Origin of the sequence: Youhaiella tibetensis, from assembly GCF_008000755.1 — a bacterium.
Lineage (GTDB): Bacteria > Pseudomonadota > Alphaproteobacteria > Rhizobiales > Devosiaceae > Paradevosia > Paradevosia tibetensis.
In genome coordinates this window covers 1334654-1347738 of sequence record NZ_CP041690.1, presented here as the reverse complement: position 1 = coordinate 1347738, position 13085 = coordinate 1334654, and the positions used below count along the sequence as shown (strand labels likewise).

Below are 13085 nucleotides of genomic sequence, written 5' to 3'. Positions count from 1 at the left end.
CAGTTCAGCAAAATGTACTTTATTGCGAGCCGGTTGCCGCATTCAAGACAATGGTTTTCGCCTCGCCGCCTTCATAGACCTGAAGCACGTAGGCGAGGCCCCCGCCCCGGTCGCAGACCTGGAACGAGACGACGCTGGAGGCATCGATCCCCCCCGCGGCCAATATCTGAGCCAGGGGCAGAATCTGTCCGTCCGCGACTGCCTGTTGAATCTCGCGTTTCCCAAGGCAAGCCTGTGCCAGGGAAGGCGTCGCCGAGGTCGGAAGCATCGTTCCGACCGCCAGCATTCCGGCCATCAATGTCAAAAGTACCTTGTTCATGCCGACACCCTAAGGGTCGGGTGCTGAACAGGACATGAACGGAAAAGGCGGGAGGGTGATCGCATCGGAATCTTCCCTTCCGCCAGATGACCAATCAAGAAAGGCCCAAATAAGGCGGGTCTTCAGACACCGCCGACGTCGTTCTTGATGCCTTTGCGCAGGAAGATGATGGCAATGGCCTCGAGCACCAGCTGCCCGGCCGAATGGCCTTCCAGCGTGGGAATTTCGACGCCCAGCACCTGCGCCAGCCCGGCAATCACCATTGCCGCGGCCACGATATAGGTCTTGTAGCCTGCCAGGATATTCATCACTTCGCTCCATATGCTCGGTTGAGTGGAAGGGGTACGGGGCGGCCCGCCGGCATCGGCGAAGGCGGCCTTGCGAATGTCCTCGACGCGCCGCCGCCATCCGCGCCCGAAGACGGCGAAGGTTGCCAGTTGCGTGAGGAACGAGAGTCTCTGGTTGCAGAGGGCATCGATCAGTCCGGCCACCCCGGCGGCGGCCACGCGCGTACGGATGGCGGCGAGCGTCAGCGGCCCCACCTGCCCGTCGGCGACCACGCCCAGCAGTTTCTGGAGCGACTTGATGGCCCGATCGGGCCCGGAATTGACTGCATAGTCGAAGAGCGCCAGGTCGAGTCCCGCCGGCAGCGACTGCGCGTTGCTGCGCTCCCAGTAGGAGGCCTTGTAGATCGAGGCGGCTTCCTCGCTCTTCAGTTGCTGGACGGCGCTTTTGGGCAGGTCCCACCAGGGCGAGACCGAGCGCCAGCGCGCCAGCGTCTTGCGGGTGATGCCCATATTGGTGGCGCCACCCGGATCGGCGGGATGATCGGCATAGCCGCCCTCTTGGGCCAGCACGATCTTGAGGCACGCCGAGAAGCGGTCTGTCGGTTCAGGCATGGAAATCTCCCTGGGCTGGGTGTCCTGGGCCGTAGCCGGCGCTCACCTGGGCGACCTCGAAGGCGAAGTCCGCCGGCAAGGCCCCGAAATCGCTGGTCTGGTCAGCGGACGAATAGACAAATGAGGTGGTCGAGACGGTCACCACCCGCGCGGGCACGCCCGCGTCGAACACCGTCACCCGGTAGGTTTCGGGCACGTATTCGAGCGGCGGCACGCCGGCGCCGGTGCCGTTGGGGTCTCCCCTGCTCCTGCGCGTCCAGGTGATCGTCACGACGCCCGATGGCAGAGCGCGGCTGGCGATCGGCTCGACCGGCGCGAGGGGTAGAACCGGTGCTAATGTCAGAGGTATCGCGAGTGCCTGCCCCGTCAGGTCGGAGCGCCCGGCGAAGGCCCGAAGGTCAAGGGTCGTGTTGAGCCAGGCCGCGTCTACGGGCACCACCGCCGCCCGCGCATCGGGCACGAAGAGGGCGTTGCCGGACGCTGCTGCCCCGCTCGCCGAGCCGTCCATGCCGCGCAGAAGGTGGCTGAGTTCGTAGAGCCCCGGCGCCAGCAGCTCCGCCGCGGCAAAGCCGAGGATTTCCCATTCCCCGTCGTTGCCCTGCACCGCCAGCCTGTTGCTCCCGGCCAGCACGGCCGCTTCGCTCACCGAGGAAAAGTGCCCCGAATAGACGCGCAGCCGTACCGTGGTGAGGTCGTCCCAGCCGCCGAACGTCCCTGCCGGCAGGTCAGCTGTAAGTTCCCCAAGCACCGTGGCGCCCGAAAGGCGCGCCAGGGTCGAGCCGGTCACCTCGTCGTTGATCGTCACGTCGCCCGGCCACGGCCTGGCGGAGGCGGCAAACGCCAGGCGGGATCGCAATGGCGCGTCGGGCAGCGGCGGCAGGTGCGCCGCGAGCACGATGGGCATGGACTTCACCCCGGTCAGCGCCATGGGGGCCTGCGGGCGATCGGAGGTGATGGCAGCAGTCATCGCCGGGGGCATCGCGCGGGCCGAGATCTTGCGCGCCAGCCCGTCCCGGATTTCCGTCACCTCGAACGGGCCTTCCGCGACGCCCTCGAGCGTGAGGACATCGCCCACCTCCACCGCCGCCATCGAGGGCGGCAGGGAGAATTCCACCGTCTCCGCCGCGGCGCTGCGATCGAGCAGGATGCGTTCGGCGGCATGCCGCGCCCCGGCGAGGTCGAGCACGAGGTTGGAGGCTTCGGCTCCCGCCGCGCCGCCGGCAAGACGCAGCGCCGTCACCGTTCCAGTGAGGTAGGCCCGCTCGCGGTCGAAATAGGTGAGCGCCACCCGGCCCAGGGCCTCCCCGGGGTCAGGCCGACGCCGCGAAAGGATCGGCCCGTCGTCCGCCACCAGTTCGCCCGCCGCAATGGCGTTTCGTGCATTGCCGCGGCGGAATTGCAGGCCTTGGGCGCTGTCACGTGCCGAAAGCCCGCTCACCGCCAGCACCTCGCCCAGCGCCTCGCGGGCGGAGGCGAGGCCTTCTATGCGCAGTCCGTGGATCAAGGGTTGCACCGGCTGGACCAGGTCCAATTCAGCTCCGTAGTCGGCGGCGACGGCTGCGATCAGCTCGTCGCTCGCCATGGCTCCGGTGCGACCCGTCAGCCAGTGGCCGGTGGCGTGGTTGGCGCCATCGCTCCAGCTTGCGGTATCGGCGGGAAAGGCGGGATAGGGCCGCGCGTCCCACGTCCAGAGGTAGATGCGCGCGACCATCGGGCCGCCATAAACGCTTGAGGCGGGGTTTGCCGCCCCGCCCCAATAGTCCAGTTGCGCCCGCAGGAACTGCCTTTGCCCGAGCGGATCGGGCAGGCCGCTCGAAAAATACGGTCGCCCGCTCTCCGAGCTTTTCGGATCGCCGAATACGTTGGGCTGGTTGGCGCCCTTGTCCACCGCCGCGCAACCCAGTTCGGTGAACCAGATCGGCTTGGATTGCGGCACCCAGCTCGTGGTCGACGCCGAGCGCACGCCGCCCGGGCGATCGTGGTGTGCGTTGCTCCACCAGGCCTCGATATCCTTGAATCGCCAGACCCAGGGTTCCCCATAAGCTCCATCCCCGATCGGGGAGCGGACCTGCGCCACCCGTGCGCCGTCCGAGCCATAGTACCAGTCATAGCCCTCCCCGCCCGCGATCCGGCTCTGGAGGTAATCCTGCTCGTAGAGGCTATCCGCTTCGGCCGCGTCGAGATGGTCGTCGCCATCGCGCCAGTCGGTCAGGGGCATGTAGTTGTCGATCCCCACCGCGTCGATATCGGCGCTCGCCCAGAGCGGATCGAGATGGAAGAACTTCTCCCCGTCCGGCTGGTAGCCTGAGAACTCGGACCAGTCTGCGGCATAGGTGAGCTTGGTCGCCCCGCCGACGATGGACCGCACCTCCGCAGCCAGCGCCACCAGCGCCGTTACGAACGGGAAGCTGTCCGAAGCGTCCCGCAGGGTGGTCATCGCACGCATTTCCGAGCCGATGATGACGGCGTCGACGCCCCCCGCGCTCGCCGCCAGGCTCGCGTAGTGCGTCACCATCCGGCGGTAGCGCCAATCGCTGCCCGTTCCGACGAAGTCCGCGACCTGGTCGAGGACCGCGCCACTGCGATCGGGCGATCCTGCGCTCCCGGGCGCCGGGTCGCACGTCACGCGCCCGCGCCAGGGATAGGCGGGCTGGTAGCCGCCCCAGTAGGGGTCGGTGAGGGTGTTGCCCTGCGGAATATCCATCATCACCAGCGGATAGAGCGTCACCTTGAGGCCGCGCGCCTTGAGATCGGCAATCGCCGCCATTACCGCCGCGTCCGAGGGCGTGCCGCCATAAGCCGGGCCGCCCTCGTGGGTCGAAACCACGCCTGCCGTGGCGCGGGTCAGCCCGGCCACGCTCCACGAGGTCCCCTCGATGACGCGCCCGGCGCCCTCGACCCTCGGTTCGATGAGGCATTGGGCGCAGCGCAGGTCAGTGCCGAACCAGGTCACCACCAGCGAGACGTGTTCGAGGTTGGGGCACAGCGCCACCAGTTCATCGATCGAGAGCGTCCAGTCCGAGATGCCGGCTGCCATGTGGGTGTTCTCGGCCGCGGTCTCTCCCGGGCCGACCACGCGCACGCGCGCCACGGGGTCGTAGCCGAACTCGGTTGCTCCGGGGATGACCGTCACGGCCTTGATCGAGGGTTCGAGTTGCCCCACCACCCGGCACAGCTCCACCGAGATCTGCGGAATCCTGTTGCCGAACTGGGAGACCGGCAGGCGTTCGAATACGAGGTAGCAGAGCCCGCGATAGGCCGGGGCGTTGCCCGCGCCCTGCTTGGCCTCGATGAGGCTGTCGACGCCCTGCCCGGAGGTGCCGCGGTAAAAGCGCACGTTGAGCCCGCTCAGGTCGAGCAGCTTGCCGTCGGCCCAGACGCGCCCCAGGCGGTGCACCTCGCCCTCGCACAGGCCCACCGCGAAATTGGCGAAGATCTCGCTTTCGCTGGTCTGCTGCCCGAAACCCTTGGCGCCCGAACCCTCGCTGGTCATCTCCTCGAGCTCGGTGGCCCAGATGATGTTGCCGCTTACCCGGCCCCACCCGTAGAGACGCGGCACCGCGCCACCCTCGAGCGAGCCCTGGAGCTGGAAGTCGCTGCCGGCGCGCCGCTGCGGCTTCTCGCCGAAAAGCGCGTTGTCCACCGCCGCGCCGGCAAGCGCCCCCAGCGCCCGCCCGATCGTCGCCCCGATCGGACCGCCCACGAACCCGCCGACGAACTGCCCGGCAACCGAGAGTGCTAACGTAGCCATTGCGGCTCCTGAGATGAATAATCGACGAATGCGGGACGGGGCGTTGCCACCCACGACAAACTGGATCGAAACGCCTCCCCCCTTGCGGGCTCACCCCACCCTCAATCCCTCCCTGCAAGGGAGCGAGAAGATGGGGCACGACCAAGCCAGCAGGTCTCCCTCCCCCTTGTGGGGAGGGAACAAGGGCGGGGGTGAACCCCAACTCCAAAACTCTCACGGAAACTCAAATACCCCCGCCACCCGCGTGCCCCAGCCTTCGAGATTGGCCTCCACCACGCCCAGACCCTCCTGGGCATGGACGAAGCGGCCCCCTCCGACGAGGATGCCGCAATGCTTGGCCGCTACAGCGCCGTTGAGGCGGAACAGCACCACCCGCCCGGCGGCGAGCCCTTCGGCGCGCACCAGCAGCCGGTCCGCGGCCGCCTGCAGCGCGCCGGCAAAGGCCACATCGCGCAGGTCGGCGCGATAGGCAGGGATTGCCATCGGCTCGCTGCCATAGATTTCGCGCCAGACCCCGCGCACCAGCCCCAGGCAGTCGCATCCCGCCCCCAGCGTCGATGACTGATGCCGGTACGGCGTGCCCACCCAGCGGCGGGCCTCGAGGACGATCCGATCCGCTGCCACGCTCATTTGACCAGCGCCTGCCCTTCGAGCACATCGCCGGACTTGGGGTAGCGCATCACGAAGTCGTTGCCCGGAATGTGCGGAAATCCGCGAAAACTGGCGGCGTTGGCGAACTTGCCCCGGCAACTCGAAAACCGCCTGTCGCACCCCGCGAACGCCGTCAGCGCGTCGCCGACCGCCACCCAATCCCCCACGGGCGCATCGAAGGCGAGCACATCCGCGCCGCCGATCCGCGCGTGGCTGACGATACGGTCGCCCTTGCCGATGCGGGATCCGCTCGTCCAGCCCACCCGTCCGAACGAGAACCAGCCCTCGTCGAACCCGTCGAGCCCCGTCACCTCGAGGCGGAAACGATCGTGCACCGCCGCCACGCCGGCGGCGGCCCGGAACGCGTCGACCTCCAGGTTCACCCCGCAACGTCCGTCGCCCAGTTCGGCGTCGCAAAGCGCCTGGTAAATGCGCCCCCTGGGCACATTGAGCGCCTGCTGCCCGGAACGCAGTTCCGCGCGGAAAGCACCGTCCTCGCGCACGATCTCCCCGATGGTGTCGCGGCGCATCAGCGCGCGCATCGCGGTGTCGCGCCAGTTCACCCTGAAGGTCTCGACCAGCGCACCGTCGAACCGCCCGAGCAGGATGTCGGTTTCGGCGATCGCATCGGAATGAAGAATACCCACCACTTCGGACGTATCGACCTGCGCCCCAAGCTTCGCCGTGCCCTCGCCCGCGTCTAGCCCATGGGCGGGCACGAAGTTTGTGCCCTCGAAACTGAGTGTGACATCGTGGTCGGTGAAGCCGAGCACGACGCCATCGGTCCGCGTGATGCGCCAGCAGGAAGCGAGCGTTGTCTGCCCGGTGGCAATGTGGCTGGCGAAGGCTGCTTCGAACGTCCTCATTCGAGCACCTCGATCAGGGGAATGCTCGGCGCCTCAGCCGCATCGAAACTGGTGAGTTCGATATCGAGCCGATCGGTATCGAAGCGCACCGGGACATCGAAGAGGAACCCTGCCGTCACCTGCACGCCCGCCTCGGGCGCGGTCTCCAGGGTCACGACGCCGGTGATTTCGTCCACCTCGAAGTCACCGGTTTCGACACCGTCCACCGCCAGCAGCACCGAACCGGGCACCGGCTTGGTGATCGGCCGCAGATAGGGGTCGAAATCGGCGCCGTAGCGCTTCACCAGCTGAAAGGACGTCTTGACCCCGTCGCCAGTGCCGATCGCCTGGTCGGCCGCGCCGGGGACCATGCCGCCCGAGCAATAATCGAGCCCATCGCGCCAGAGGAATGCATGGAATCGCCCGCGCCGTTCCTCGAAGAAGGCGAGCACCGCCTGCATGTCAGTCCGCGACTTGACGCCATACCCCGCGTTGTATTTGCGCCGCGACCGCGCCCAGCGCGAATTGCGCTCCTCGCGCCCCGAGGCCAGCGTAACGATATCGGTAGCCCGCTCCGGCCCCCCACGCGCCCCCAGCGCGATGTCGAGAGGGAAGCGGATTGGATGAAAGGACATCTTTTCGATCCTTCTTTGTTGAGTGCCGAAGACGAGGCGCCGCACCGCCCCAGCCAGCAGGTCTCCCTCCCCCTTGTGGGGAGGGAACAAGGGTGGGGGTGACCTCCCCCTCCAAAAAGAGTCGGACGAACGGAAACCCCAAACCCCAGCTCCGCCTAGCTCGCCCTGCTCCCGCGCCTGACTGCCCGCAACAGCATCGCGCCTACTTCCGCCTCGGCGCCGACAAAGCTGCGCGCGTCGCTGGCCGTCACGTTGAACGTCACGTTCACAGCGCCGCCGCCACCGGCCACGCCCAATCGCCCGTCCGCGCCGCGCATCAGGGGCATCACCGCCTCGGCCCCGGCCTCGCCCGCCACGCCCAGCCCCCGCCCGAGCGGAAAGTAACTGGGAGCGGCGATTACTCCGCCTTTGGCGAAGGGCGTCACGCCCTGCACCACGGGGTTGGTCGCCGCGAAGACATTTTCGATCAGCCCCGAGACCAGGTTTCCAAGCGGCTTGAAGGCCGCCTTGAGCGCGATGTCCGCGAAGCTGCGCGCGATGTCTCCGAGCAGGCCGTTGAGCGATTTTCCATCCGAGATCGCCCCCCGGAAGGCGTTGGTGAACGACCGCGCCACCCCGTCGGCGAGCGACCCGATCCGCTCGAGTTCACCGGAAACCCCGTCAAGTTCGCCCCGGAATCCATCCGGAAATGCCGTGTCGGCCATCAACTTCTCCCTCGATCCGGAAAGGCAAGCATCATCTCGTCGAGCCGCTCGCGCGGCGGCGCCGTCGCCGGCCCGCTCAGCGCGCCGAAGGCGGCAGCCAGTTCACGCGGCGTCAGCCCCCAGAATTCGCGCGAGGAGAGGCGCATGACGCCAAAGCCCATCTGCATGGCATCGTCCCAGGGAAACGGCTTCACTCCACCGCCTCCCCGAACGTCGCCCGCAGCAGGCGGGCCGCCACCTCGGCGGCGCCCTTGAGGCCGCCCTCGATCGCCATGCGCGCCAGGTCGTCATCAGCGATGGCATTGCCCGCCCCGCGCAGCCCCGCCCCGATGATCGCCGTCAGATCCCGTGCCGAGATGCGTCCACCGGCGAAGCGCTCGGAGAGCCCGACCAGGTCGCCGGCCTGCAGCCGCGCCTCCAGCTCCGCCAGCGCCCCCAGCGTCAGGCACAGCACCCGCCGCTCGCCTCCGATCACCGCCTCGATCTCGCCCCGTTGCGGATTGGCCATGTTATGGTCTCCGTGAAGTGTTTGTGTTAGGTTGTGTACAAGTGCACACAAGGAGTGCGTCCCATGGCCGCCACCACCACGATCACCGTCAGAATTCCCGAAGAGACAAAGGCGAAGCTCGAGAAGATCGCCGAGGCCGGAAAGCGCAGCCTCTCTTACGTCGCGGCGGAGGCGATCGAAGCATTTGTCGCGATCGAACTGCCGATCATCGAAGGCATCCTGGAGGGAATTGAGGACATCGAAGCCGGCAGAGTGGTCTCTCACGAAGAGGCGATGGCCGAAATCTATGCTGCGATCGACCAGGCTAGCCGGAGAAAGTCGGCTTGAAGCGCAAGGTTCAGTGGTCTGAAAGTGCACTCAACGACATCAAGAACCAGCTCATCCATATCGCGCGGGACAACCGCACCGCGGCGATCCGCGTTGCCGACATATTACGCGAGACCGGCGACGGCCTCGCGCTCTTCGTCAGCGGGCGCCGCAGCAGAGGCGATCTCTTGGAAAAGGTCGTTCCCGGCCTTCCCTACGTGATCGTCTATCACCTGGACCAAAGCGAAAGCATGCAGGTCATTACCATCACTCGCGTCTATCACGCCGCGCAGAACCGCTCCGGCGGAAAAGGCTAAACCGCCGTAAACGCCAACGCCCCGGCGCTTTCCAGCGCCAGGTCGAACGTCACCTCGCCGGCATGGTCGCCCTTGAACTCGAGCGCGGTGATCTGGAACGGTCCCTCAACTACCCCGAAATCGGGCAGGATCAACTGCCAGCTGCGGATGGTGCCGCCGAAGAAGAGCTCGCGGATCGCCGCGTCCGAGGCCTGGTCCTTGAAGATCCCCGAGCCCGAAGCCGAGGCCTTCTTCACCCCCGCCCCCGCCAGCAGCTCGCGCCAGCGCCCGGCGCTTTCGGCGTCCGTGATGTCGATGGACGCCGCGTTGAAGGCGAGCGTCCGGGTGCGCAGTCCCGCGACAGTGAGAAAACTGCCCGAACCGTCGGCATCGAGCTTCAAAAGCATGTCCTTGCCGCTCTGGGCTGCCATGCGATCCTCCTAGGATGTGGGTTCTGAGAAAAAGCGCAGCGCCAGCGCCGCCCGGGCCCTGCCGGTATCCTTGTCGATCGTCGTCTCGGTGCCCTCGTGGCGCCGGTGCGTCACGACGAGATCGGCATCGTCGAGATCGGCATCGAACACCAGCGCCGCCACGCGCTCGGCAATCTCCAGCGCCGCCTTCCGCGAAGGGTCGGCGTGCCAGATGTGCAGCAGCATCCGATGCTCGTTACCCGGCATCAGGTCGCCGTCGCGCGGCCGCATGTCGTGCCTGGCCACCACGATATAGCTACCGGTGTTGCCCACCGGCGGTGCATCGAAGATTGCATCGACCCCGATGAGCGCCGTGAGCCCGGCGTCGGCGCGAAGGGCTGTGACGAGCGCCGACTGGAGGGAGGTGATCGGATGGGTCATGGTGCAGCCCCACCCTCGATTTCTGCCCAAAAGGGGGAGTGAGGCGACGGGGCACCATAAAGCCGGCAGGTCTCCCTCCCCCCTGTGGGGAGGGAACAAGGGTGGGGGTGAGCCACGAACGCAACGCCGCTCATCCCGTCACCGCCCTCTCCGCGCACGAGCAGCTCAGGTACGCCCGCCGCCCGTTCACATCGCCCGCCGTCACCACCTCGAGCTTGCGGCCGCGATAGACCACCCGATCCCCAGGCTTCACGTCGGACCGAAACCGCATTACCACCGCGTGGCTCATCACCACGCCCCGCCCGTCGGCATCTACACCCTGCCGCCCCGACAGCGGGCGCACGCGCGACCATACGGTGGCGACGGGAATGTAGATCTTCACGTGCCCGCCGCCCGGCTCGCTCATCATCTCGCGCCGCAGCAGCTGGATGCGGTCGGTCAGGGTTCCGATCGAAGGGATGCGCTCGCTCATAGCCGCACGCTCCGATAAGGCGCCACCAGCCGATCGAACCCGGTCGGCACCACCGCCCCCGAGCCTGCCACGATCACCGCGTCGCGGTGTTCGAACCAGTATCCAACCAGCGCCAGCAGCGCCTGGCGGATATCGGCCGGCACGTCCTCGGGGTCTGTGCCGAAGCCGGCGACGTAGTCGACCTCGATGCCCTGCCGCTCGCGCAGCACCGGCATGCCGGCCACGTTCAGCGGCAGCAGCAGGCTGCCGTTCTCCGGCCAGAACTGGGCCAGCGCAATCTCGTGCCCAACGCCATCCGCGTCATAGGCGGTCACCGCCGCCACGCTCATGAGCGGGGTCACGGGGAGCCTCACGCTCCGGTCCCTTGGCCAGGCATCGAGCACTACGCGCCAGCTCTGCGCCAGCAGCGCCCGGCCGGTGATCCCCTCCACATGCAGCCGCGCCGCCGTGATGAGGGTCGAGACCAGCCCGTCCTCGGCCTCGTCATCGAGCCGCAGGAACGCCTTCGCCTCGGCGAGCGTCACCGGCTCCTGGGCGGGTCCCGCCAGAAGGTAAGAGGTCATGATGTCGATCCTTGTTGGGAGGAACTTCCCTCCCCCTTGTGGGGAGGGATTGAGGGTGGAGGTGAGCCCGGGGGGAGTTGACCCACCCCCACCCTTGTTCCCTCCCCGCAAGGGGGAGGGTGTCTCAGAGCGCGTTGCCGGCTCAGCTCACCGCGAACTTGAGCAGCTTGATCGCGTCGAAATCGGCGATGCCGCCGCCCACGCGCTTGGTCGTGTAGAACAGCACATAAGGCTTGGCCGAGAACGGATCGCGCAGCACGTTGACGCCCTGGCGGTCCACGATCAGGTAGCCGCGGCGGAAGTCGCCGAAGGCGATCGGCGTCGTTCCCGCGCCGATATCGGGCATGTCCTCGGCTTCCACCAGGTTGAACCCGAGCAGCGTGGCGTTGCCGCCCGCCACCGCCGCCGGCTGCCAGAGGTAGTTGCCCTCAGTATCCTTGAGCTTGCGAATGGCGCCCTGGGTGCGCCGGTTCATCACCCAGCTCGCGTTCTGGCGGTAGCCGGCCTTGAGCGTATAGACCAGGTCGATCAGCACGTCGGACTGGTCATCGCTCGGGAAATCGCCCGAAACGCCCGTCGCCACGTAGCCGAGCTTGCCCCACGCCCAGGCGCTTTCGGCCGCGAGCGTGGCGCTGAGGAACCCGGTCGGCTTGCTGACCCCGTCGCCGTTGACGAAGGCCGCCGTTTCCTGCTCGGCGAAGGCCGCGTTGACCTCCTCGGCGATCCACTGGCCCACATCCACCGCTGCGTCATCGAGAAAGGCCGAGGTCGCCGCCGGCATGGCGTAGAGTTCCATCGTCGGGTAGCTGATCGCATCGATCGTCTGGCTCGCCGTCTGCGGACGCGCGTCGGTTTCACCCACCCAGCCCGTCGCCGGACCGGTGATCGAGATCGGGCGCTTGTAGACCGAGGAGGAGACCTGGCGGACACCTGCGATGGCCCGGATCGGCGAGATCTCGGTCAGGCGCCGGGTGATCTCGGCCTCGGTCTCTCCCGGCACGACATAGCCGCCATCGGCATTGACGCCGACCGAGAGCGATTTTTCCTCGCCGCGCTTCACATAGGCCGAAAAGGCCTCCTTGTATTCGTCGCCCGCATCGCTGCGCCCACCCTCGAGCGAGGGGCGCGCGCGGTCGAGCGCGGCCCGGTCCATGGCGGCCTTGTAGCCATCGAGCGCGGCGTTGATGCGCTCGAGCTTTTCCTCGGTCAGCGGATCGCTGGCGCCGCGCTTCTCGAGCCGGTCGAGCCGCGCGTCGTTCTCCATCTTGAAGCTCTCGAACGCATTCATGAGCTGGAAGAGCGCAGCATCGTCACTGCCCGCTCCGGCCTTGATTTCGAGGCCGTCGGTCATCTTTTCGGTCATGCCGTAAAGTCCTTCAGGGTTTTTTGAGGAGAGAAACCGTCGCCTGCAGCGCCCGCTGCAGGTGCGCGTCCGGAGAGGCCGCCGCGATGCGCGCGCCCTCCATCATCGGGAAAGTCACGATGGAGATTTCCCAAAGGTCGATCTGCCAGAGCTTGCGGTAACCCGTCGCCGCCTCGCGCGTGGCCCTGACGGTGCGAAAGCCGATGGACAGCCCGTCGATGGCCCCGCGCTCGATGAGTTTTCGCAGCGCGTCGGCGCGCGGAACGCCCGGCACCAGCCGCCCTTCCACCCAGAGCCCGAACCCGTCCTCCACGATCCGCTCCCAGGTACCGACGGGCTCCTTGGGGTCGTGCTGGAAGAGGAGCCGGATCCGCTCCGTCCCGCGCCGCTTGAGGCTCCTGGCAAACGCCTCGGGCATGACGATATCGCCGCCCTCGTCGACCCTGGAAAAGACGCTGGCATAGCCGGCGAACCGCCCCGTCTCGTCGATCGGAATGCCGCTCACCGCTTGCTCCCGCCCTTGCCGGCCTGCGGGCGCTGCCCGGCCTTCACGCTCGCCAGCGTGCCCGCCAGGTTCCAGGCAAACTGCCGGAACACCTGGTTGGCCTCGGAATTGGTCTTTTCCGCCATCACTCGTCCTTCCGTCTGAAAAGCTGATTGATCGTGGCGATCTCGTGCACGAAATCGTTGAACCGCTTACTGGCCGCCGCCAGCTCGCGCAGCGCCCAGACCAGCAGCGTCGAGCTCATCGTCGCCCACAAAAACAGCGCCAGATGCGCCAGGTCACCGCGCGCGACCACGCTGCGGGTTAGCTCGTCCATGGATGTCTCCATATTGCGTTTGTGGCTCGACCCCTCCTCACAAGGGAGAGGGAGGCCTGCTGGCTCGACCGTGCCTCAAGGCTTCCCTCCCCTTGTGGGGA

General features: G+C 67.3%; 19 protein-coding genes. 2 read left to right on the top strand and 17 right to left on the bottom strand.

Going from position 1 to position 13085, the window contains the following annotated elements:
- Positions 1-19: 19 nt before the first annotated feature.
- From FNA67_RS06615 to FNA67_RS06575, 9 genes are all read right to left on the bottom strand, one after another.
- Entirely contained in the window at positions 20-319 is a 300-nt protein-coding gene (locus FNA67_RS06615; protein ID WP_145976690.1) for a hypothetical protein, read from the bottom strand.
- A 122-nt stretch (positions 320-441) separates the two neighbouring features.
- Positions 442-1218: a glycoside hydrolase family 108 protein gene (locus tag FNA67_RS06610; protein ID WP_147655470.1), complete on the bottom strand. Its 777-nt coding sequence runs from the start codon at positions 1216-1218 to the stop codon at positions 442-444.
- A complete protein-coding gene (locus FNA67_RS06605; RefSeq protein ID WP_147655469.1) occupies positions 1211-4969 on the bottom strand; it encodes a baseplate multidomain protein megatron in 3759 nt (1252 codons plus the stop codon). Before FNA67_RS06605 ends, FNA67_RS06610 begins: the two co-directional genes overlap by 8 nt.
- Before the next feature lie 213 nt (positions 4970-5182).
- Positions 5183-5599 (bottom strand): NlpC/P60 family protein, encoded by a 417-nt coding sequence (locus tag FNA67_RS06600; RefSeq protein ID WP_147655468.1) that lies wholly within the window; start codon positions 5597-5599, stop codon positions 5183-5185.
- Entirely contained in the window at positions 5596-6486 is an 891-nt protein-coding gene (locus tag FNA67_RS06595; protein ID WP_147655467.1) for a DUF2163 domain-containing protein, read from the bottom strand. Before FNA67_RS06595 ends, FNA67_RS06600 begins: the two co-directional genes overlap by 4 nt.
- Entirely contained in the window at positions 6483-7100 is a 618-nt protein-coding gene (locus tag FNA67_RS06590) for a DUF2460 domain-containing protein (RefSeq protein ID WP_147655466.1), read from the bottom strand. Before FNA67_RS06590 ends, FNA67_RS06595 begins: the two co-directional genes overlap by 4 nt.
- 155 nt (positions 7101-7255) lie before the next feature.
- Positions 7256-7804 carry a phage tail tape measure protein gene (locus FNA67_RS06585; protein ID WP_147655465.1) on the bottom strand — a complete coding sequence of 183 codons (549 nt, stop codon included), beginning with the start codon at positions 7802-7804 and terminating at the stop codon, positions 7256-7258.
- Positions 7804-7998, bottom strand: coding sequence for a rcc01693 family protein (locus tag FNA67_RS06580; RefSeq protein ID WP_049704443.1), 195 nt, complete (start codon positions 7996-7998; stop codon positions 7804-7806). The genes FNA67_RS06585 and FNA67_RS06580 overlap by 1 nt, the downstream gene beginning before the upstream one ends.
- Entirely contained in the window at positions 7995-8312 is a 318-nt protein-coding gene (locus FNA67_RS06575; protein ID WP_049704442.1) for a gene transfer agent family protein, read from the bottom strand. Before FNA67_RS06575 ends, FNA67_RS06580 begins: the two co-directional genes overlap by 4 nt.
- Before the next feature lie 63 nt (positions 8313-8375).
- Here FNA67_RS06575 and FNA67_RS06570 point away from each other — a divergent pair, with 63 nt between their 5' ends.
- Together FNA67_RS06570 and FNA67_RS06565 are read left to right on the top strand one after the other, a co-directional pair.
- The gene (locus FNA67_RS06570) at positions 8376-8639 is read left to right on the top strand and encodes a CopG family ribbon-helix-helix protein (RefSeq protein WP_147655464.1); all 264 of its coding nucleotides are present in this window, start codon (positions 8376-8378) and stop codon (positions 8637-8639) included.
- Positions 8636-8935 carry a type II toxin-antitoxin system RelE/ParE family toxin gene (locus FNA67_RS06565; RefSeq protein ID WP_147655463.1) on the top strand — a complete coding sequence of 100 codons (300 nt, stop codon included), beginning with the start codon at positions 8636-8638 and terminating at the stop codon, positions 8933-8935. The genes FNA67_RS06570 and FNA67_RS06565 overlap by 4 nt, the downstream gene beginning before the upstream one ends.
- Here FNA67_RS06565 and FNA67_RS06560 read toward each other — a convergent pair.
- From FNA67_RS06560 to FNA67_RS06525, 8 genes are all read right to left on the bottom strand, one after another.
- Positions 8932-9345 carry a phage major tail protein, TP901-1 family gene (locus FNA67_RS06560; RefSeq protein ID WP_147655462.1) on the bottom strand — a complete coding sequence of 138 codons (414 nt, stop codon included), beginning with the start codon at positions 9343-9345 and terminating at the stop codon, positions 8932-8934. The genes FNA67_RS06565 and FNA67_RS06560 overlap by 4 nt on opposite strands.
- A gap of 9 nt (positions 9346-9354) precedes the next feature.
- On the bottom strand, positions 9355-9765 hold the full coding sequence (locus tag FNA67_RS06555; protein WP_147655461.1) for a DUF3168 domain-containing protein: 411 nt from the start codon (positions 9763-9765) through the stop codon (positions 9355-9357).
- Between the two features lie 130 nt (positions 9766-9895).
- Positions 9896-10237 carry a phage head closure protein gene (locus tag FNA67_RS06550; protein ID WP_147655460.1) on the bottom strand — a complete coding sequence of 114 codons (342 nt, stop codon included), beginning with the start codon at positions 10235-10237 and terminating at the stop codon, positions 9896-9898.
- Positions 10234-10800 (bottom strand): head-tail connector protein, encoded by a 567-nt coding sequence (locus FNA67_RS06545; RefSeq protein WP_147655459.1) that lies wholly within the window; start codon positions 10798-10800, stop codon positions 10234-10236. The genes FNA67_RS06550 and FNA67_RS06545 overlap by 4 nt, the downstream gene beginning before the upstream one ends.
- Before the next feature lie 142 nt (positions 10801-10942).
- Positions 10943-12163: a phage major capsid protein gene (locus FNA67_RS06535; RefSeq protein WP_147655458.1), complete on the bottom strand. Its 1221-nt coding sequence runs from the start codon at positions 12161-12163 to the stop codon at positions 10943-10945.
- A 13-nt stretch (positions 12164-12176) separates the two neighbouring features.
- On the bottom strand, positions 12177-12668 hold the full coding sequence (locus FNA67_RS06530; protein WP_244616500.1) for an HK97 family phage prohead protease: 492 nt from the start codon (positions 12666-12668) through the stop codon (positions 12177-12179).
- On the bottom strand, positions 12665-12793 hold the full coding sequence (locus FNA67_RS22380) for a hypothetical protein (RefSeq protein WP_280176981.1): 129 nt from the start codon (positions 12791-12793) through the stop codon (positions 12665-12667). Before FNA67_RS22380 ends, FNA67_RS06530 begins: the two co-directional genes overlap by 4 nt.
- Positions 12793-12984: a hypothetical protein gene (locus FNA67_RS06525; protein ID WP_147655457.1), complete on the bottom strand. Its 192-nt coding sequence runs from the start codon at positions 12982-12984 to the stop codon at positions 12793-12795. Before FNA67_RS06525 ends, FNA67_RS22380 begins: the two co-directional genes overlap by 1 nt.
- Positions 12985-13085 lie beyond the last annotated feature (101 nt).